The sequence below is a fragment of the Enterococcus phoeniculicola ATCC BAA-412 genome (genome assembly GCF_000407505.1).
In the GTDB taxonomy this organism is placed as follows: domain Bacteria; phylum Bacillota; class Bacilli; order Lactobacillales; family Enterococcaceae; genus Enterococcus_K; species Enterococcus_K phoeniculicola.
In genome coordinates this window covers 18,693-38,273 of sequence record NZ_ASWE01000006.1, presented here as the reverse complement: position 1 = coordinate 38,273, position 19,581 = coordinate 18,693, and the positions used below count along the sequence as shown (strand labels likewise).

General features: G+C 37.8%; 20 protein-coding genes and 1 riboswitch. Of the genes, 2 read left to right on the top strand and 18 right to left on the bottom strand.

From position 1 onward, the window contains the following. Positions 1–11: 11 nt before the first annotated feature. The 11 genes from rsmB to I589_RS16955 all read right to left on the bottom strand — a co-directional run bounded on the left by rsmB (position 12) and on the right by I589_RS16955 (position 10,551). A complete protein-coding gene (rsmB, locus tag I589_RS17005; protein ID WP_010766927.1) occupies positions 12–1,376 on the bottom strand; it encodes a 16S rRNA (cytosine(967)-C(5))-methyltransferase RsmB in 1,365 nt (454 codons plus the stop codon). Further along, the gene (gene fmt, locus I589_RS17000) at positions 1,376–2,317 is read right to left on the bottom strand and encodes a methionyl-tRNA formyltransferase (protein WP_010766926.1); all 942 of its coding nucleotides are present in this window, start codon (positions 2,315–2,317) and stop codon (positions 1,376–1,378) included. Before fmt ends, rsmB begins: the two co-directional genes overlap by 1 nt. Further along, positions 2,310–2,801, bottom strand: coding sequence for a peptide deformylase (gene def, locus I589_RS16995; RefSeq protein ID WP_010766925.1), 492 nt, complete (start codon positions 2,799–2,801; stop codon positions 2,310–2,312). Before def ends, fmt begins: the two co-directional genes overlap by 8 nt. Before the next feature lie 14 nt (positions 2,802–2,815). Further along, positions 2,816–5,233, bottom strand: coding sequence for a primosomal protein N' (gene priA, locus I589_RS16990; RefSeq protein ID WP_010766924.1), 2,418 nt, complete (start codon positions 5,231–5,233; stop codon positions 2,816–2,818). 165 nt (positions 5,234–5,398) lie between these two features. Continuing rightward, positions 5,399–5,704 (bottom strand): DNA-directed RNA polymerase subunit omega, encoded by a 306-nt coding sequence (gene rpoZ, locus I589_RS16985; RefSeq protein ID WP_010766923.1) that lies wholly within the window; start codon positions 5,702–5,704, stop codon positions 5,399–5,401. A 4-nt stretch (positions 5,705–5,708) separates the two neighbouring features. Continuing rightward, on the bottom strand, positions 5,709–6,323 hold the full coding sequence (gmk, locus tag I589_RS16980) for a guanylate kinase (RefSeq protein ID WP_010766922.1): 615 nt from the start codon (positions 6,321–6,323) through the stop codon (positions 5,709–5,711). Between the two features lie 261 nt (positions 6,324–6,584). Further along, complete coding sequence (locus I589_RS16975) at positions 6,585–6,869, bottom strand: hypothetical protein (protein WP_010766921.1); 285 nt, start codon at positions 6,867–6,869, stop codon at positions 6,585–6,587. A gap of 64 nt (positions 6,870–6,933) precedes the next feature. Continuing rightward, the gene (locus tag I589_RS16970) at positions 6,934–7,818 is read right to left on the bottom strand and encodes a YicC/YloC family endoribonuclease (RefSeq protein WP_010766920.1); all 885 of its coding nucleotides are present in this window, start codon (positions 7,816–7,818) and stop codon (positions 6,934–6,936) included. Positions 7,819–7,834: 16 nt separating this feature from the next. After that, the gene (locus I589_RS16965) at positions 7,835–8,053 is read right to left on the bottom strand and encodes a YdbC family protein (RefSeq protein ID WP_010766919.1); all 219 of its coding nucleotides are present in this window, start codon (positions 8,051–8,053) and stop codon (positions 7,835–7,837) included. After that, positions 8,047–9,729, bottom strand: a complete 1,683-nt coding sequence (locus tag I589_RS16960) for a patatin-like phospholipase family protein (RefSeq protein ID WP_010766918.1) — start codon at positions 9,727–9,729, stop codon at positions 8,047–8,049. Before I589_RS16960 ends, I589_RS16965 begins: the two co-directional genes overlap by 7 nt. A gap of 99 nt (positions 9,730–9,828) precedes the next feature. Beyond that, positions 9,829–10,551 carry a class A sortase gene (locus tag I589_RS16955; RefSeq protein ID WP_010766917.1) on the bottom strand — a complete coding sequence of 241 codons (723 nt, stop codon included), beginning with the start codon at positions 10,549–10,551 and terminating at the stop codon, positions 9,829–9,831. Positions 10,552–10,788: 237 nt separating this feature from the next. Between I589_RS16955 and I589_RS16950 the strand changes: the two genes are divergently transcribed. Continuing rightward, on the top strand, positions 10,789–11,568 hold the full coding sequence (locus I589_RS16950; RefSeq protein WP_010766916.1) for a hypothetical protein: 780 nt from the start codon (positions 10,789–10,791) through the stop codon (positions 11,566–11,568). 475 nt (positions 11,569–12,043) lie between these two features. Then, the gene (locus I589_RS18405) at positions 12,044–12,211 is read left to right on the top strand and encodes a hypothetical protein (protein WP_010766915.1); all 168 of its coding nucleotides are present in this window, start codon (positions 12,044–12,046) and stop codon (positions 12,209–12,211) included. Between the two features lie 200 nt (positions 12,212–12,411). On the opposite strand, the gene thiT is transcribed toward I589_RS18405, so the two are convergent. From thiT to I589_RS16915, 7 genes are all read right to left on the bottom strand, one after another. Next, a complete protein-coding gene (gene thiT, locus I589_RS16945; protein ID WP_245561639.1) occupies positions 12,412–12,951 on the bottom strand; it encodes an energy-coupled thiamine transporter ThiT in 540 nt (179 codons plus the stop codon). A 103-nt stretch (positions 12,952–13,054) separates the two neighbouring features. Continuing rightward, positions 13,055–13,156: riboswitch (TPP riboswitch) on the bottom strand. A 307-nt stretch (positions 13,157–13,463) separates the two neighbouring features. Further along, on the bottom strand, positions 13,464–14,435 hold the full coding sequence (locus I589_RS16940) for a ribose-phosphate diphosphokinase (protein WP_010766913.1): 972 nt from the start codon (positions 14,433–14,435) through the stop codon (positions 13,464–13,466). A 116-nt stretch (positions 14,436–14,551) separates the two neighbouring features. Then, the gene (glmU, locus tag I589_RS16935) at positions 14,552–15,940 is read right to left on the bottom strand and encodes a bifunctional UDP-N-acetylglucosamine diphosphorylase/glucosamine-1-phosphate N-acetyltransferase GlmU (protein ID WP_010766912.1); all 1,389 of its coding nucleotides are present in this window, start codon (positions 15,938–15,940) and stop codon (positions 14,552–14,554) included. A gap of 210 nt (positions 15,941–16,150) precedes the next feature. Beyond that, positions 16,151–16,972: a pur operon repressor gene (purR, locus tag I589_RS16930; RefSeq protein WP_010766911.1), complete on the bottom strand. Its 822-nt coding sequence runs from the start codon at positions 16,970–16,972 to the stop codon at positions 16,151–16,153. 143 nt (positions 16,973–17,115) lie between these two features. Beyond that, a complete protein-coding gene (locus tag I589_RS16925; protein ID WP_010766910.1) occupies positions 17,116–17,949 on the bottom strand; it encodes a metal ABC transporter permease in 834 nt (277 codons plus the stop codon). Then, complete coding sequence (locus I589_RS16920; protein WP_010766909.1) at positions 17,922–18,602, bottom strand: metal ABC transporter ATP-binding protein; 681 nt, start codon at positions 18,600–18,602, stop codon at positions 17,922–17,924. Before I589_RS16920 ends, I589_RS16925 begins: the two co-directional genes overlap by 28 nt. Before the next feature lie 19 nt (positions 18,603–18,621). After that, positions 18,622–19,545 (bottom strand): metal ABC transporter substrate-binding protein, encoded by a 924-nt coding sequence (locus I589_RS16915; RefSeq protein WP_010766908.1) that lies wholly within the window; start codon positions 19,543–19,545, stop codon positions 18,622–18,624. Positions 19,546–19,581 lie beyond the last annotated feature (36 nt).

Below are 19,581 nucleotides of genomic sequence, written 5' to 3'. Positions count from 1 at the left end.
CATTCACCTCACTACTTTTTACGTAAACAACAGATAAAGAACCCATCAGTCATATATTGATGAGGATACAATGTCAACTGGTCGTCTGACACCGCATCTTGAATCTGCGGATTAACAGTGACTTCAACTTTTTCAAACTCTGGATGAGCTGCTAAGAAAGTTTCAATTACTTCTTGGTTCTCTTCTTTTGTAATTGTACATGTACTATATGTCATTATACCCGAATGTTTTAGTGTTGGGGCCGCACTTTCTAAAATTTCTAATTGAATTTTTTGCAACTGTAAAAAATCCTCTAATTTTTTATGGTACTTAATATCGGGCTTTCTACGCATAAGTCCTAATCCAGAACAAGGTGCATCTACTAAAATACGGTCAAAGCTTTCTGGCTCAAACTGTTCATGAATCGCTCTAGCATCCATTTTTTGGGCATGGATAGCCTCTTCTACACGCAATCTGCGAGCATTCTCTTCAATAAGCTTCACTTTATGATCGTGAATATCTAAAGCAGTGACTTCTCCGCCAAATGTCGGATCAAGGAAGGTGGCAATATGAGTTGTTTTTCCACCTGGTGCAGCACATGCATCAAGTACTTTATGGTGTTTTTGAATTTGCATAGCCGGTGCCACAAGCATAGAGCTTTCATCTTGAATCGTCATTAACCCATACTGAAATAATCTGCTATTAGCCAAATAGCCTTTTTCTGCAACTACTCCATAAGGGGAAACCACGCTTTCTCGTGCAAAGATTCCTTCTTCTTCTTCCAAAGTCGCAATGACTTCTTCTCTTTCAACCATTCTTGTGTCCACTCGGGCGCTCACATGACTTACTTCAAAAAGAGAAAGTCCTAGTTTAAGGGTTTCTTCAACACCCAGCTGCTCCACTAGCTTTTTGGTTAGCCACAGCGGCATACTAATTTCAACAGATAAACGGGTCATTGGGTCTTTTATAGAAGTAATCTTCGGCAGACCTTCTCTTTGAATGGAACGTAAAACGCCATTAACAAATTTACCAATTCCCACGTTTCCTCTTGCCTTACCAATCTCAACAGCTTCATTTAACACAGCATGTGCTGGAACCTTATCTAAAAATTCCAATTGATAAAGAGAAAGACATAGGAGCGTTACCACCCAATCATCTACTTTTTTTGCTTTTGCAATAAATGGCTGCAGATAAAACTCGAGTAACAGACGGCGACTAATTGTCCCATAAACTAGCTCTGTATACAAACGGCCATCTTTTTCACTTAGTTTGGCTTTAGACATCATATCATTCAATAATAAATTAGAATAGGCGCCACCTTTATTTACGCGTTCTAGCGTGTCTAGAGCAACAAACCGAACGGATTTCTTAATTTTTGCTGGAATCTTTTTTCCCATTAGTTCACCTGCTGTCCCGTAGTTACTGATTGTCCAACCCCATTTAAAAAGGCTTGTATGTCTTGTTTTGCCTTACCTGCTGGCTGAAGCTCTTTGATTGCTAAGACACTCTTGTTCCCGCAAGCAATCCAAAGCTCTTTTTTACTCCGATGAATAATTGTACCGGGCTTCTCGTCTGTTGTTTCATCCAGTGGCTCCGTCGCCCAAAGCTTCCAACGTATATCACCATATGTTGTATAAGCAATTGGCCAAGGGCGCATGCCGCGAACTTGATTATCCACCTCTTCTGCTGTTTTCTCCCAATTAACCGCTTCTTCTTCACGTGAAATATTAGGTGAAAATGTCACATCCTCTTCTTTTTGAGGTATAGGTGTCAACTCACCAGAAAGAATGTTAGGCAAAGTTTCAAGCAACAAGTCCCTTCCTAAAAGGCTAAGTTTCTCAAACATCGTTCCTACATCATCCTGTTTCGTAATGGCTACTTTTCCTTGAGAAAAAATTCCACCCGCATCCATCTTCTTAATCATTTCCATAATCGTTACACCTGCTTCAGTTTCCCCGTTGATGATTGCATAATGAACAGGAGCTCCTCCACGATATTTAGGCAACAACGATGCATGAACATTTACTGCTCCATGTGTAGGCACCTGTAGCAATTTCTCAGGTAAAAATTGACCAAACGCAGCTGTTACAATAATGTCTGGCTTAAGTTCTTGAATTTTTTCCATCTCTGGTGAACTAGAGATTTTTTCTGGCTGTAAAACAAGTAAATGATGGGCAAGCGCAGCTTCTTTTACAGGAGTTGCTGTAATGATTTTTTTTCTTCCCACTGGGCGATCCGGTTGTGTAACAACAGCCTGTACATCATAGCCTTGTTCAATGAGTCCTTCTAAAATAGGAACTGAAAATGCAGGTGTCCCCATAAATACTACTTTAGTCATCTTGATGCTCCTCCATATACGTTTCTAGCTGGTCTGCTGGAATTTGTTCAATCATTTTATCTATAAATAGTTTTCCATCTAAATGATCAATCTCATGTTGAAAAGCGCGTGCCAAATACTCATACGCTACTACCTCTATTTCTTCTCCCTCACGATCAAAATAACGAACAGTTATTTCATCGGCACGTTCAACGGTGCCATACGTTTCAGGGATACTCAAACATCCCTCTACATCTATACTAGAACCTTTTGTCTCAATAATCTCAGGATTTATCAGTTCAAATAAATCTCCTTCATCAACCTCTACAAGCGCAATTCGAAGGTTTTTCCCAATTTGAGGAGCAGCAATTCCAATTCCATCATGTGCGATCATTGTTTCATGTAAATCATCCAGTAAGGCAATAATCTCATCGGTAATCGCTTCTACAGGTGCCATTTTTTTTGTTAAGTATTCATTCGGGTAAATAATAATTGGATAACGCATGCAAGCTTCCTTTCTTAAATAAAATGCATTGGTTCACTGTCAATGGAGAGCAATAGCCCTTGTCTTTGTGTTGCTTGGCTATCGTTTAATAACTTCGTTAATGCTTCTTGTAGCTTAGGCTCTCGCTTATATTTTATAATTATTTGATAGTAATAACGATTTTTCACTCGCAAAATAGCACTTGGTGTAGGACCCAATAACAGACTTTGGTCACTGAGCGTCTCTTTCAGCTCTTTTGCAACAGCAAATATTTTTTGTGCAGCCACCTGTTCTTCTGGATGGCTTGCTGTAATTTTTACGGTGAAATAATATGGGGGATAGTCACTTTGATGACGAACAACCATCTCTTGCCGATAAAAGTCCTCATAATTTTGTGTTTTCGCCAATTGAATAGCATAATGCTCTGGGTTAAAGGTTTGAATAATCACCTCGCCGGCTTTATGTGCACGTCCAGCACGTCCGCTTACCTGTGTTAAAAGCTGGAATGTCCGCTCACTTGAACGAAAATCGGGTAAATTAAGGGACGTATCTGCATTAAGTACACCCACTAATGTCACATCCGGAAAATCCAATCCTTTAGCAATCATCTGTGTGCCTAATAATATATCTGCTTTTTTCTCCCCAAACGCTGTAAGAATCTTCTCATGTGCCCCTTTTCGTCGTGTCGTATCAACATCCATTCGTAAAATACGAGCCTCTGGGAAAAGTGCCTGTAATTCTTCCTCCACTTTTTGTGTTCCCGTACCATAATAACGTATTTTGTCCTTCCCACAGTCTGGACAGCGATGAGGAATCCCCTCTTCATGTCCACAATAATGACAACGCATTGTCTTTGTGTCCATATGTAGTGTTAGAGAAATATCACAGTTTGGACAAGGTAATACATACCCGCAGTCACGACACATGACAAAAGAAGAGTAGCCCCTGCGATTAAGCATTAAAACTGTTTGCTCAGCGTCTTCTAAACGCTGCCTTATCTTTTCCTGCAATACAAGAGAGAAAGAAGACGTATTTTGTTTTTTAAACTCATCTCTCATGTCAATAATATCCACCCTAGGTAAGGAGGCTTTTGGATTTGCTCGTTTTGAGAGCGTCAACAACTGATAAACATTTTTTTGTGCTCGAGATCTTGATTCTAAAGAGGGGGTTGCACTTCCTAGAACAACAGGACAATGATGATAATTTCCTCGCCACAAAGCCAAATCTCTTGCATGATACCGTGGGGATTCATCTTGTTTATAGGTAGCTTCATGCTCTTCATCAATAATGATCACCCCTAGATTTAGAAGGGGAGCAAAAATTGCAGAACGCGCGCCTACTACCACTTGTGCTTCGTTACGTTCAATCTTTCGCCACTCATCATATTTTTCACCTTGAGATAAGCCACTGTGAAGAACCGCTACTGCCTCACCAAATCTTCCCTTAAACCGTTCCACCATTTGTGGCGTAAGAGCAATTTCAGGAACGAGCATAATCGCTGTCTTCCCTTTGGCCAAAACCTCAGAAATTGTTTGCAGGTAAACTTCCGTCTTCCCGCTTCCAGTAATTCCTTCTAGTAAAAATGTCTTACTTATGGATTCACCCACATTTTCGACAATTTTATTAACCGCTACTTGCTGTTCAGGGTTTAACGCTAAGGCATGTGTCTGTTCAAATGTCCGCTCGTTAAACGGATCTCGATACTGCTCCATTTCAATAAAGGATAACCAGCCTTTTTCTTTCCCTTGATTTAACACGGCTGTGCTAAGTCCTTGTGCCTTAAACTGGCTCACAGAAATGTAGTCTTCCCCTTGATTTTTTAGCTGCTCAAGAAGTTCAATCTGTTTTTTTGCATTCTTGGCAATCCCAGCTTGCACTTTCTGATACTCCTCTTTTGAAAGCTCAGTCTTCACCATTCGTATCGTTTTCACTTTATTTTTTGTTTTGACTTCATAACGAATATCAACGACTTGTTCTTGGCGAAGCTGCATTAAAGGAGGGAGAATTCCTCTTGTCTCTGCTTCTTCCCAGGAGATTTCTGTTTGTTCTTCAAAATACAGTTTTTTAGCAGAGTGGGTTTCTTGCTTTAAATAAATATATTTTTCATATTCGGCTTTCATTACACTTGGAAGCATTGTTTGCAGACAGGTAATTTTAAAGGCAAACGTTTTTTCTTTCATAAAGTCGGCCATCAATAAAAGTTCATCATTCAATACTGGTGCCAGATCAAGAACCCGCACAATACTCTTTAGTGGAATTGTTGGATTAGGCAATAGATTTTCGATGACGGATGTAACAAAGCCCTGTACATGACGATTTCCATTACCAAAAGGAACTTCTACACGCATTCCTTTGCTTAAAGAAGGTTGAAGTGCTTGCGGAATAAGATATGTAAACGGCTGATCGGTTTGCATGGTAGGGACGTCTACAATTACTTCGGCATATTTATTCATCGCATTTCCTCCTTTTTACTTCTCGACTATTGTACTAAAGAAGCAATGATTTGTCTTGTTGCATTGATTTATTATAAATAAAAATTAATCCTCTTTTTTGACTTATTAAATAGGAAAATAAAAAAGCCGAGACAATTCACTTCACCCTGTCCCCGCTTTTCACTTTTATAAGTTTTGTTCGTCGCGAATACGTGCTTCTAGTTCACGCTGTTCACGCTCACGTTGTGCTTTTCGTTCTTCGGATTCCATTTTTAAACGTTCGCGTTTTAATTCTGGATTAGGATCATTGATTACTGTCCCACCATCGATTTCTTCTAACGCTTGGCCTACACTTTTTACAGATTCAAATGAATCAACCGTTGCTTGTGCGCCTGCATCTAATTCATGTGCGCGTTTACTTGCCAAAATCACAAGAGAATATTTTGAATTTACTTGGTTTAATAATGAGTCAATTGACGGTTTTAACATCATGAGCCTACATCTCCTTTAGCATTTTAATATATTTTCCAATTACGCGGTCCACCCGAAAGTGTTCACTAGCAATAATTTCTTTGATTCGTTGTACAGCCAATGGCACCTGATCGTTTACAACAGCGTAGTCATACAAAGCCATCATTTCAATCTCTTCTCGAGCGACTTTCATTCGTTCCTCAATCACTTCTTCAGCGTCTGTTCCACGTCCAACAATTCGTGATTTTAATTCTGCTAAATCAGGAGGTGTTAAAAAGATGAAGACACCGTCTGGCACCTTGTCTTTTACTTGCTGTGCTCCTTGAACTTCAATTTCTAAAAAGACGTCTTTTCCTTCATCTAAGGTTTTATTGACGTAAGACAGAGGTGTACCATAATAATTTCCAACATACTCTGCATATTCCAACATTTCTCCAGCTTCAATCATCTTCTCGAATTCTTCTCTATCCCGAAAATAATAATCGACACCTTCCACTTCCCCTTCTCGCATTTTACGAGTGGTCATTGAAATCGAGTACTGAAAGTCATTATCTTCACTTTCAAAAATAGCTTTCCGTACGGTTCCCTTCCCTACACCGGAAGGACCGGATAATACAATTAATAATCCACGTTCTGTCATGATGACGTCCTTTCACTTGTCTTTTTCACTTAACGTCTATTCTGCACTTTTTTTCTGTAATTTTCAAGGCTTTCTTTATTATAGCGAGATTTTCTTCAAAAAGCTAGCCTGCCAAGCACCTCTAGTGAGAATTATAGACTATTCGTGAAATGAGGATGTCGGGACAGAAGTGTGCTTAGTTATTTTCGATTCTATACTTGCCTAGAGAACATGAAAAAATCTTTTGCACTCGTTTCGATAATTTTAATGCTGATTCAAAGACTAGAAGCCCATATTGGCAAGCGTATTGACCACGCCCATAATTTCATCCTGACGAGAAAGAAGTTTTTCCACAGGTCCATCAACTTCTTTAGCATCAATTCTTACAATATAGCGTTGTTTCAGTGTCACATACGTTCCTTCATTCACTAGTATCAAAAGCTCATCTTCTGTATAAGAGACACAAGCATCCTTCCATACCTCAAAGCCTTCTAAAGAAGAGGGAATAGACCGCTTTACCACACTTTTCCCACTTAACTCATGAAACGTTATATCATAATACTTCATTCTTCTCGCTCCTTTATCTATTTCTTTTAGTATACTTCGTCTTCCTTTATTTCAAAAATAAAAACTACTCTATATTTTGCACTTGTTCACGAATTTTTTCTAACACTGTCTTCATTTGGACAACCAGATTCTTAATCTCTATTGGACTTGACTTAGAACCTACCGTATTCACTTCGCGATTCATTTCTTGAATAAGAAAATCAAGCTCTCTACCAACAGGTTCTGTTTGTTGTAAAAGTACCCCTAGTTTCTCCAAGTGAATAGTCAAACGATCGAGCTCTTCATGGATATCTCCTCGTTCAAGTAAAATAGCCATTTCTGTCAATAACCGAGACTCGTCTACATTCTCTCCTAAATACTCTCTCAACTTAGTTTCAAAACGTTCCTTGTAATCTGCCTCAAACCCCTCTACAAACTCATTTAATGCCAATACTAAAGCCGAGAAGTCTTTCCGATAATTTTCTAATACTTTTTGAATCATGTTTCCTTCTTGAATACGGCTGTCTTCAATAGCTTGCAATGCTTGGTTTAGTGCGTCCTTTGTAAGCGATTCAAGATTCATTTCTTCTTTTGTTTCTTCTACAATCTCAACATACGCCTCGTTTCCAACAATCTGCTGCAAAAGACCGTCCATCGAAAGTTCCTTGTGTCCATAGCGTTCACTCATTCCTGATTGAAGTTTTTGAACTAGCTGATCAATCAACTCCCAGCGGACAACCACTTCTTTTGTTCCACTATTTTTAGGGGTTAATTTAAAGAATAATTCAACACGCCCCCTTTGTAAGCTTTCCTTTACTGCTGCACGCATTGCTGATTCAAATACATTTAGCTCTCTTGGCATTCGTAATTGAATATCTAAAAATCGATGGTTGACGCTTTTTATTTCTACTTCTAACTGATACCATTCATTTTCTTTCACGCTTTTTCCAAAGCCGGTCATACTCTTCATCGACAGGGTGCTCCTTTTACATTGTTTTTATTGTTTTTTGCAGTAGCTCAAACTCTTCATTTGTGAGCGTAACACCCTTTCCCATTTTCTCATGCTCTGGTGCCCAGTCACGAATATCAAATTTTGGTGGTCGTCCATTCCAGCTCACCAAATTTAACTCTTTTCTCCAACCTTTTGGATTCTCGCTTAATACAGCAATTTCTTCAACAATCTCATATGAAAATTCTTTTACCATGTAGTTCCCTCCATTAAATAATCAATAAATAAAACAAGAAGCAATTGAATTGGCTGTCTTTGCACTATTTTTTGTATGTCCTGCGGTTTTTTTGACAGAACTTCTGTCTCCAACAATACCTTTTTTAAAGATCTTAATTGATTTCTTTCCGAAAAGACATAGGTCTCTTCCTTAAATCTATCTAGCCATTCTTGAACCGACAAAACACCAAGCTCGTTGCTCTGCGGCTGTTGTTGTTTTCCCTTCATTTCTTCTTTTAACTGATTGATAGTATACACCTTCGTTGGTAAAAGTTGAAATGACTTTGCCGCAAGTTCAATAAACGCCAATCCCATTGTTTCTATTGTCACCCTGTCTTTATATAACTTACGCAGTTTATGCAGAATATTTTTTTCCATTAAATCTTTTTCTTTAAAGCAGCCCTCTTTTTGTATAGTTCGCCAAAAACCAGTCCATAATATCTCTATATCCTTTGTCTGTTCAAATGCATACCAATGCCCTTTCAATTGGCCAAACTTTTTTAACGTTTCCAGGTATCCTAACTGTAAATTTTGTTGGGAACGTGTCGCGTCAAACACTAAAAATGTTCCTAATTCCCAAGGGCTGTGAAGCGAAGTAGAAACAACCGTTTCTGGTAATCGAGTATGCTTGGTAATTCCAGGCCCTTTAATATCAATTGCAATGTATTCTGTTGCCCCATTTTGGATAGCCACATCTACTGGCAAATTATTTCTGTACCCGCCATCCATATAGGAGAACGTATCAATTTCTGTTGCCTGCATCGCTGGAAAAAAGGAAGCGGAGGCTAGTAACCACTCTACTCTTTGATCTGGCTTTACGTTATTAATCTCTACAACGGTTTCTTTTAGTGCGCTCATCTCTGTTGCCACAACAAACAATCGAATAGGGCTGCTTTCTATCTTGTCCTGTCGAATCGCTGCTTCTAACAATTTACGCAAAGGTTGAGTAGAGACTCCTTTTTGACGAATAGCCGTAGTTGTTAAAGAAGCAATTTGCCAAATCAGCTCCCGTATCGTTTGATTATTTCTTGCAGCAGCAGGAAAACTCATCACTGCTTCCGTAGATAAGGATTGCCACATTTTTTTAGCTACTTTAATGTCATCCTGTAAAACAAACGCTCCGTTTAATGCACCTACAGAAGTCCCTGTTACAAGCTCAAAAGTAATCCCTAACTCTTTTAATGCCTGCCATACTCCAATTTGATAGCTTCCATGTGCACCCCCTCCACCAAGAACCAATGCTGTATGATAAGAAAGCTCTTTTTGAAATTGCGTGCCCGTCTGATGATATCCTTGTTCAATTAAAAATTTCAGTTGTAAGGAATCGCCAGGAAACTCAAATACTATCTCAGAACAAAACTGCTTTTTAGCAACTTTTTCTAGATGCAGAAGACTCTGTTTCCATCCCATCTGACTATCTAGAAATAGTGCATTTGTCACTATTAATGGTTCCCCCGGTTTCACTCTGGAAAAGCAAAGGAAACTAACGACTCGTTCGCTTTCCTTTATCTGCCAAGCACGCCCATTCATTATTTCTTGAAGGAAGACTCTCTTGGCGCGTGAATGTTCTGAATAAAACGGCCATAGTAATTGACTTTTTTGTATTTTGGAAAGAAGCTTCGATTTCTCTGAAGGGTAGACTTTTTGAAAATTCATGCTTGGCTCACCTCTTTTTACCAGTATAGCAAATATCCGTTGATCCCGACAAAAAAAGGACAAAGCAACATTGATTCGTTTCTCTGTCCTCCTTCACTATTAATATGTTTTTTGTTCTAATTCAAAGGCTTTTTTCATATCCTCTGTTGCTTTTTCTACAGGTGTCACTGATTCCAACTCTCCTTGAACGACAATCCGATTGATTCCTTCAATCTCCGCACAGGTAATTAGCGTAATCAGCTTTTTCCCTTCTACTTCATCCAACACTTCTACTTCGGTTGGTTCTACTTGGCGCTTAACAATGGTTTTATACGTATAAATATTTTTCAAATCGGTAATATAAATCGTATCGCCTTTTTTCATATTTTCCAATGGTGTAAATAACAAATCTGGCTCATAGGCGCGATGACTCGCTAATCCATAATTTCCTTCACCCATTACCTGGTTAGGACTCATCGTCCCAGCTCCCCAAAGCAAGGCTTCATTTGATAGTCCATTAAAAATAGGTAAATTGATCTCCACCCTCGGAATAGCAATTCCACCAATGACAGGTAACCGTTTATTAGCAAGCTGCGCTTTAAAAACAGCTTCCGTGCTAATGGAATTGACCGAATCAAAATCAAAGGTCGTATCCATCTTCATATTCTTTTCTAGTTCATCACTCGTTAAAGAGGATAACGCATAATTTTCCCCATTCATCTTAATTAAATAGTTCTTAATTTGATTATTGAACACTAAGGCTAACCCTACTAATAATAGTAGAACTAAACATATGTTTATAATCCAATTAGATAATCTAGAACGTTTCTTCTTATTTCTCATATGATCTCCCCTCTATATCGTTTTTATCTTATCATAAATACTAAAAAAAACCACCTATATGTTTCTAGTTATTTATTCAATTTTTTTATGAGAAAAAATGATTCAAAAATGACAGAAATAATTTGAAAATTCCCTAGAAAATCACTATTTTGTAATAGAATCTTAAAGTAAAAGAAACAAGCAATTTCTGCCATAGTGTTGTAAAATGAAACTAGCTACGTAGAAGGGGTGAATGAGATGACGAAAAAAATTTATATACATATAGATCCGATTAGTAATGCGGTTGTCTCTCATGGTATCCACGCTTCTGATTTTGTACGCGGCATCGTTCACCAGCCCAAAAACCTGTTATTATTAGATCCTGTAGCAGATTATGGTGAATATGATACACATACAGGGCTAAAGGTCCTTCGGGGAACAGAGGAGGTAACTGCCTACTTTGATGAAATCTATCGAAAACGTCAAAGCAGCTCTTTAAAATGGATTGATTTCACTGATATCGCTATGTTAAAAGAACTTACCCCGTTAGAAATTTCTGAATTACTTTATTTTGGTCACATGAAAACGCATCTCCATTCTCCATTTTTTTATAAATTGCAAAATAATTTTGTATATTTTGATTTTAATGAAGATATGACTCGTGTCTACTACCGCTACATGGATGAATTTTATCGCATCCTTGCCGATAAACTAACACGAATTGTTTTAGAAAAATTAAATGATCGAAAAACCTTCTTTCGAAAAGGGGTCTCTGTTGAAAAACTTGATAGTGATCTACTCAAAGATATGAGGGGGATTCTCCAAGAAGGCGTTGTTTTTTCTTTCGAGCAAACAGAACTTATTGATAAAGAGTATCGTATTCCTATTTATGTAGTAGAAGACTATTTATGGAAAATAAAAGGCTCCCGTTATCAGGAAGAAAATTTATTGGCAACTTTAATTTATCAGTCGAATAAACGAAGATGGCGGCTAGAAAAAAGTCATGAAGACTTACTATTCGCCCAATATACAAGGTAAGAAATGAGTGGGACACCTGTCTCTCTTATGTCTTGCCTTATTTTTCCCAATAGCGGAGAAAATAAGAGGTATTTTATGATTCAAAAAGCGGAATACTTATTAAATGGACAACTAAAAGGAAGTAGAAACCAGATTCCTCACACGCCTTAGTGCTTGTCACTTCTAATGTTTTCGTAAATTTGTATTAACAGAATCTTCTAGTCTGAAAACAGCTGTTTCTTAATCAGGTAGAATCTCTTTAGAACATTGCATGACTATAACAAACGAGGAATCTATCTTGAATTTTTTCTCAACTATTTATTATGTACAAAAATGAGGAATTACTCCCTAAATAATAATTAAAATTATTAAATTTTTATTTTTAAAAATTTTAAATTAATAACTATTCATTGAAATATAACTGGAACAGAGTATAATTAATGCATGAGATACATATTTTTTAGCAAACAAGTAGAAACATTTGGAGGTAAGAAAAATGGAAAAAGTCAGAAATTTTTTAATCAGTTTTGTTGCTCTCACAGCGTTCTTGAGTTTGTATATTGGTGGAATATTCGTCTATCCTTTAGTCATTTCAATTGTCTTGTATGCTTTATTTGAGCTATCTGTCGCGTTAAAAAATAAACAAAATTTGAAAAAACAATAGATGTTCAAAACGTCTGCCACTTCCCTGAAACTGTAGAAACAGCTACTCTCTCATCTAGAAAGTGGACACTCAAGTATCTATTCCCTTTTTGTTTATGATTTTAAACAATACTATCGAAAATACATTAAATAAAAAAAGAATCTGGGTAGATTCTTTTTTTATTTAATACTTTAGTGAAAAAAAATAATTATATTTTTGATTTACTTTCCTTTTTCTAAGTGATACTCTCTGCGAATCTCTTTTGGTATAAACAGCTCTGGTGACTTTTGATAAATAAGCAAGGCAACCACTATCGTTACCAAAATAGTCCCTAATCCACTTAACCCATTCATCACTAGAGAGTAAAGAAACGGACTGAATCCCCACATTGCAAAACTTCCCCAGAAAACCACTCCTGCTATAAAATGCCAAAAGTAACGTGCAAGCCCTCCTGCAAACGAACCAGCAAGAATATAGCTACGCCCTTTTTTATAATCACCTTCTAATGTTGCTTTGCGAAGCTTCATCGCATAAAGACCTGCTAATCCGCCAAAAGTAAATGCAATCGGATATTCAATTAGTACTTGAATAACTGACAGATAGTACACTTGACTCGTTGGAAAATGAAGCAGCCCCCAAAGCAGTCCTGACATAACGCCCGCTTTCCAGCCTCTGCGTAGCGCAAAAACGGTCAACGGAATTTGCCCTAGGGAAATCGAAAAGCTGACACCAATTTGGATAGGAATAAAAGATAATGCCATGGCAAGCGCCGCAATAATTGTCCCCTCTATCCACACTTTTAATTCTCTGTTCAAAAAAAACTCCTCCTTCTAGAACAAATGTCACAAAGGAGAAGTAATATTATCATTACTCCATCACAATTCCTACGCTCGAATGATCGATACAGGTACGAAGGGTTTAGAGTTTCCTCATTCTCAGCCAAAGAAGGCTCCCCTTTGTGATAGTGTTCTATTTAATTTTAATAATTCTTACCCACATATAATAGCACATCTGCTCAAAAGAAGGAAATAGTTCATTCTCGTCTATGTATTTTATTCTGTTGTCTCCTCTTTTTCGATAATTTAATTGATTTCCCCACTAACACGATAAACAGACACAACAAATGTATCTCTTGTACCTTAGATGATTCATTGTAGAACTGAACATTCATCTTAAGAACTAGCTAAACGAATTAACAAAAATCCCCTGTACTTGATAAGGTAAAAAGACCAGCTGCTGAATCCTTCAGCTAACCGGTCTTCTTCACATTCGATTATTGTTTTTTTGTTTCAAATAGTGGACTTACTGGTTTATTTTCATGAATACGTTTAATTGCGTCTCCCATTAATTCACCAACACTTACTTCATCAATCTTTTCAATTTTTCGGTTCTCTGGTAAATTGATAGAATCCGTTACAACCAAGCGCTCGATTGCAGAATCTGAAATTCGTTGTAATGCAGGTCCTGACAATACAGGATGTGTACAAGAAGCATAGACACTTTTAGCGCCAGCTTCCTTCAATGCATTAGCAGCCAACGTAATCGTCCCAGCTGTATCAATCATGTCGTCAATTAAGACACATGTCTTCCCATCAACTTTTCCGATAATATTCATTACTTCTGCTACATTCGCTTTTGGACGACGTTTATCAATAATCGCAATCGGTGCTTTTAAGAACTCTGCCAATTTACGAGCACGAGTTACACCACCATGGTCAGGTGAAACAACCACTACGTCATCACCAGAAATGCCCTTTTCCAAGAAATAATTTGCAATCAATGGCGCGCCCATCAAGTGATCTACAGGAATATCAAAGAATCCCTGAATTTGGACAGCATGTAAGTCAAGTGTTAACATGCGTGTTGCCCCTGCTTTTTCAATCATGTTTGCAACTAATTTAGCTGTAATTGGTTCACGCGCACGTGCTTTTCTGTCTTGACGCGCATATCCGTAATAAGGCATAACCACATTAATCGTTTTTGCACTCGCACGTTTCAATGCATCAATCATAATTAATAACTCCATTAAGTTGTCATTGACTGGGCTACTTGTTGACTGAATCACGTATACATGAGAACCACGGATACTTTCTTCAATATTTACTTGAATTTCACCATCACTAAATTGGGTTACAGAAGACTTTCCTAATTCAACACCCACAGCTGCTGCAATTTTTTCAGCTAAAGGACGGTTTGAATTTAGTGCAAAAATTTTCAATCTTGGATCAAAGTAATGTTTCGACATGGGGACCTCCACTTTCTTTTTGTTGGCAAATTAAGCTGTCTGAAAAATTTTCTTTCAACAAATTCCCAAACAATTCTTCCATATAAATACTAGTCATTTTTATCAGATAAATCAAGCTATTTATGGAAACTCTCATTTAAAAAAGGTAATTTTTTTGCATAGTTTTCTTTATTTTCTTGTCTTGCACGTGCAATAGCAAGTGCATATTCTGGTACATCCTTCGTAATGGTAGACCCCGCAGCAATCGACGTATTATCGGCGATTTCTAGAGGTGCTACAAGGTTTGCTGCTGAACCAATAAAACTGTGATCTCCTACATTGGTACGGTACTTATTCTTCCCGTCGTAATTCACAAATACTACCCCACAGCCTACGTTAATTTCTTTTCCTAAGGTAGCATCGCCTACATAGGTTAAATGGCCAACTTTCGTTTTCTCCCCAATGATTGCATTTTTGATTTCTACAAAATTTCCCACATGTGCGCCGGTGCCAATTTCAGCCTTTGGACGAAGATGAGCATACGGACCTACATCAGCATGAGAATGCACTAAACTTTTTTCTACAACAGAGGAAAGAATTTTAACGTTGTCTTCAATAACGCTATCTTCAATTTGTGAATTTGCCCCAATAAAGCAGTCTTCACCAATGACTGTTTCTCCTTTAATGTGAACACCTGCTTCGATTAATGTATCTGAACCAATTTTTACGCCTTCATCAATATACGTATTGGCCGGATCAATAAAGGTTACGCCATTTACCATGTGCATATTATTGATACGCTCGCGCATACTCTTATTTGCATTGGCTAAAGCAATCCGATCATTGACTCCCAAAGACTCTTCAAAGCTATCCGTCTGATAAGCTGCAACTGTTTTCCCTTCATTTTTTAGGATTTCAATGATATCTGTTAAATAGTATTCCCCTTGTGCGTTGTTTGTTTCAACTTTATTCAACGCTTCAAATAAAGCTTCATTGTCAAAGCAGTAAGTTCCTGTATTTATTTCTTGGACACGTGCTTCTTCTATCGTTGCATCTTTTTGTTCAACAATTTTCTTCACAATACCTACATGATCTCGTAAAATACGACCATAGCCCGTTGGATTTTCAGCATGCGCAGTTAAAATTGTCGCACTTGCCTTTTTTCCCTGGTGATATTCAAATAAATTATTTAAAGTTTCTGAAGTTAACAGAGGGGTATCTCCACTGATAACTAGAGTTGTTCCTTCTTTTCCTTTTAAAAAGGGCTCTGCCTGTAATACCGCATGCCCTGTTCCTAATTGTTCCTCTTGTAGGGCATATTTGCTTCGATTTCCCAACTGCTCTTTTACCATTTCAGCGCCATGGCCTACAATCGTAATAATTTCCGCAGGATTTGTTTCTACCACTCGGTTGATAATATGCTCAACCATTGGTTTTCCAGCTACTGAATGAAGAACTTTATATAATTTTGATTTCATGCGGGTACCTTTACCAGCCGCCATGATGATTGCATAACGAGTTTCCATCTTGTTCACTCCTATTTTATTTTTCCTCTTTATTTCTTATTTAGTGTAGCTTACACACTTCCATTTTTCAACTAGACCAATTACTTTTCACAAAAAAAGCCTGCGACAACCCAACTGTCGCAAGCACGGATTTTATCTATGAACCATTCGTGAAAAATAATTTAGCATCCACTCTATCTCTAGCATAGTTAACAAAAGGTATTTACTCAACTAAGCTTCTTTAAAATAGTTACCTGGAACAACTGAAATCGTTTTTGTTTGTGTATCAACATCTTCAACATACAATAATGACGTATAATCATCAATTGCACGTGTTCCGTGAAATTTCGATTCTGCAAATACAGTAATTCCTACTAGCTCCGCTTCAAATTCTTCAATCAAGCTCTTCATTCCGTTAACTGTTCCGCCGCCCTTCATGAAGTCATCGACAACTAAAACTCGTGACCCGCGTTTTAAACTGCGTTTTGACAGCTCCATCTTTTCAATTCTTTCAGATGAACCTGATACATAGTTTACACTTACGGTTGAGCCTTCAGTAATCTTTGAATCACGACGAACAATAACAAATGGCACATTAAGATAGTAAGAAACTGCTTGCGCAATCGGTACTCCTTTTGTAGCAACAGTCATTACTGCATCAATTTGTTTTCCTAAATATTTTGAAGCGATGATTCGACCTACTTGACGAAGCATTTCTGGCTCACCCAAAAGATCAGAAAGATAAACATAACCACCTGGCAATAAACGATCCTGTTCAGACAAACGATCTGCTAAAGAAGTAATGTACTCTTTAGCCTCCTCATAAGACATCTCTGGAAGAAACTGGACACCACCAGCTGCCCCAGGGATTGTCTCCAATCGACCTGTTCCTCTTTCCTTAAATGTTTTTTTAATAATTGCTAAATCTTCACTAATTGATGATTTTGCTGACTCATAACGTGCAGCAAAATAAGTTAATGAAACCAATTCGTGCGGATGATCAAGTAAATACTGCGTCATGTCAATTAATCGTTCACTTCGACGAACTTTCACACAATTCAACTCCTTCTCATAGTTTATCGTTTTTCATTATAAGGCTTTATCCGAATAATATCGAGTGTTTTCTCTATATTTTTGTAAAAAATGGCTTATTCATTAAAATTAAGAAAAAAATAGAGAAAAACTTTCGTTTTTCTCTACTTTTCCAAATGTTTTTTTCTTTGTATTCCAATAATCAACCGTTTGCTTATATTCACAACTAAAAACAATCCGATAAACACTAATGTAATTGTAGCTCCTGGAGGTGTTTCCCAGTAAAATGAACCTGTTAAACCACTAAGCATTCCAACAAATCCAACGACCACACTAATTGCAATCACCGCATTAAAGCTTTTTCCTATTCTTAAACCGATTGCTGCTGGCAAAACCATAATCGCAGAAATTAAAAGAGCCCCGGCTATCGGAATCATGACAGCAATAGCAACTCCTGTTACAACATTAAACAGCATGGACATCCATTGTGTCGGCAAACCATCTACATGTGCTGCATCTTCGTCAAAGGTTAATACGTACATTGGTCTCTTAAACAAGAAAAACAACGCAGCAATGACAACAAATAAACTGCCTAAGAAAATAACTTGTCCCTTTGTAATTGTGATAATCGAACCAAATAGATAAGATTGGATACTTGTTGCTGAATTCCCACTGCTAAATTGCATCAGTACTAAAGCTAGTGCTAAACCACCTGACATTAAAATAGCGATGGCAATTTCTGAGTAGGTTCGATAGATCATTCGCAGATACTCTAAAATGATTGCCGCAATGATTACAATGATGAGAGTCGTTACATCAGGATTCCAGTTTAGAAAGAAGCCTAATGCCACACCTGCTAAAGAGACATGTGATAATGTATCTGCCATCAGCGACTGCCGGCGAATCACCAGAAAGACACCCAACATAGGGGCTATTCCTGAAATGAAAATGGCAGCCAAGAAGGCCAGTCTCATGAATTCATATGAAAACAACGCCATGGAGAGTCCTCCTTTCTAACAAGCCGAATTTGTCGATCAGCATATTCTTTGATGTCCTCATGGTCATGTGTAATCATCAAAATTGATTTGCCATGGTCATGTGCATTATGACGTAGCAGACGATAAAAATCTTTTCGTGATTTCTCATCCATTCCTGTTGTAGGTTCATCTAAAATAAATAAATCAGGATCTGTTGCAAAAATTCTCGCCAAGCTAATTCGCTGCTTTTGTCCTCCCGATAGTTCCCCAATTCTTTTGTGACGCATTTCCCACATACCCACTGCTTCTAGTGCCTTTTCCACATGCTGATGATCTTTTTTTGTCAACGGCTTAAACCACCGATCTCTTGGATATCTGCCTGAACGGACCAACTCTAAAACAGTACTTGGAAACCCCGCATTAAATGAAGCAACTTGCTGAGGTATATAGCCCATCGAAAGTTTTTGACCTTCGACGTTTTTTTCTGCAATTTTTATCGTCCCCTTCGTTGGCTTCAACAGCCCTATCGTGGATTTTATGAGCGTCGATTTTGCGGCACCATTTTCACCAGTTAAAATGACAAACTCACCTGCATCTACATGATAGGAAACGTTCTCCAACACAGGCTCGTCATCATAATAAAATGTTAGATCATCTACTTCTACATAACGCATGACTAAGCTCCTCTTCTACTTATTGGATACTTTTCTTCAAAGATTCAATATTTTTCTTCATAACAGTGAGATAGGTTTCACCCTGCTCGATCTGCTTATTTGTTAAGCTTTCTAATGGATTTAGTACAGCAAGCTCAACACCTGTTTCATTAGAAAGTGTTTCTGCTACTTTTGAAGAGGCATTCTCTTCAAAATAAATAACCTTTACATCATTTTCTTCTACATAATGCTTCAATTCTGCTAATCGGCTAGGTGAAGGCTCTTGATCTGGAGAAACACCTGAAATTGCTTCTTGTGTTAGTCCATACTGTCTTGCTAAATAACCAAATGCAGCATGCTGTGTCACAAAGGTTTTATTTTTGGCCCCTTCAAACGCTTCTTTAAATTCCTTATCTAAATTTTCTAATTCTGTAATATAAATACGCGCATTTTTTTCAAAATTTTCTTTTTGCTCAGGATACTTTTTGCTTAACTGATCACAAATATTCTCTACTTCTTTCACTGCCAAAACAGGATCTAGCCACACATGAGGATCAAGCTCATGATGATGTCCTTGCGTTTCTCCCTCGTGATCATGATCTTCTTCCCCTGCTTCAAGATCAATTGTGCTAGCCGCTTCAATAATTAAATTCTCACCTAAATTTTTCTTTACATTTGGCACCCATGTTTCAAGTTCAGAACTATTATAGACAAATGCATCTGCATTGCTGATTTTTGCTAAATCCTTTGCACTAGGTTCATAATCATGAGGTTCTGTGCCCGCAGGAATTAAAAGCTCTACTTCGCCCTCTTCTCCTACAACCTGTTTGGTGAATTCATACATTGGATAAAAAGTGGTCATCACTTGTAGTTTGTCTGAATCAGAGCTTGTTTTCCTTTCGCCACAAGCAGTTAACAATAACATTCCTGCAAATACGCTGACTAGCAGCCCAAATTTTTTCATACGCAATCCTCTTCTCCTGTTTTTGACAAATCGGAA

Bases quoted from the DNA above. Each gene is read 5' to 3' on its own strand.
- rsmB (WP_010766927.1), bottom strand. From the start codon at position 1,376: ATGGGAAAAAAGATTCCAGCAAAAATTAAGAAATCCGTTCGGTTTGTT.
- fmt (WP_010766926.1), bottom strand. From the start codon at position 2,317: ATGACTAAAGTAGTATTTATGGGGACACCTGCATTTTCAGTTCCTATT.
- def (WP_010766925.1), bottom strand. From the start codon at position 2,801: ATGCGTTATCCAATTATTATTTACCCGAATGAATACTTAACAAAAAAA.
- priA (WP_010766924.1), bottom strand. From the start codon at position 5,233: ATGAATAAATATGCCGAAGTAATTGTAGACGTCCCTACCATGCAAACC.
- rpoZ (WP_010766923.1), bottom strand. From the start codon at position 5,704: ATGATGTTAAAACCGTCAATTGACTCATTATTAAACCAAGTAAATTCA.
- gmk (WP_010766922.1), bottom strand. From the start codon at position 6,323: ATGACAGAACGTGGATTATTAATTGTATTATCCGGTCCTTCCGGTGTA.
- I589_RS16975 (WP_010766921.1), bottom strand. From the start codon at position 6,869: ATGAAGTATTATGATATAACGTTTCATGAGTTAAGTGGGAAAAGTGTG.
- I589_RS16970 (WP_010766920.1), bottom strand. From the start codon at position 7,818: ATGAAGAGTATGACCGGCTTTGGAAAAAGCGTGAAAGAAAATGAATGG.
- I589_RS16965 (WP_010766919.1), bottom strand. From the start codon at position 8,053: ATGGTAAAAGAATTTTCATATGAGATTGTTGAAGAAATTGCTGTATTA.
- I589_RS16960 (WP_010766918.1), bottom strand. From the start codon at position 9,729: ATGAATTTTCAAAAAGTCTACCCTTCAGAGAAATCGAAGCTTCTTTCC.
- I589_RS16955 (WP_010766917.1), bottom strand. From the start codon at position 10,551: ATGAGAAATAAGAAGAAACGTTCTAGATTATCTAATTGGATTATAAAC.
- I589_RS16950 (WP_010766916.1), top strand. From the start codon at position 10,789: ATGACGAAAAAAATTTATATACATATAGATCCGATTAGTAATGCGGTT.
- I589_RS18405 (WP_010766915.1), top strand. From the start codon at position 12,044: ATGGAAAAAGTCAGAAATTTTTTAATCAGTTTTGTTGCTCTCACAGCG.
- thiT (WP_245561639.1), bottom strand. From the start codon at position 12,951: ATGGCATTATCTTTTATTCCTATCCAAATTGGTGTCAGCTTTTCGATT.
- I589_RS16940 (WP_010766913.1), bottom strand. From the start codon at position 14,435: ATGTCGAAACATTACTTTGATCCAAGATTGAAAATTTTTGCACTAAAT.
- glmU (WP_010766912.1), bottom strand. From the start codon at position 15,940: ATGGAAACTCGTTATGCAATCATCATGGCGGCTGGTAAAGGTACCCGC.
- I589_RS16925 (WP_010766910.1), bottom strand. From the start codon at position 17,949: ATGGCGTTGTTTTCATATGAATTCATGAGACTGGCCTTCTTGGCTGCC.
- I589_RS16920 (WP_010766909.1), bottom strand. From the start codon at position 18,602: ATGCGTTATGTAGAAGTAGATGATCTAACATTTTATTATGATGACGAG.
- I589_RS16915 (WP_010766908.1), bottom strand. From the start codon at position 19,545: ATGAAAAAATTTGGGCTGCTAGTCAGCGTATTTGCAGGAATGTTATTG.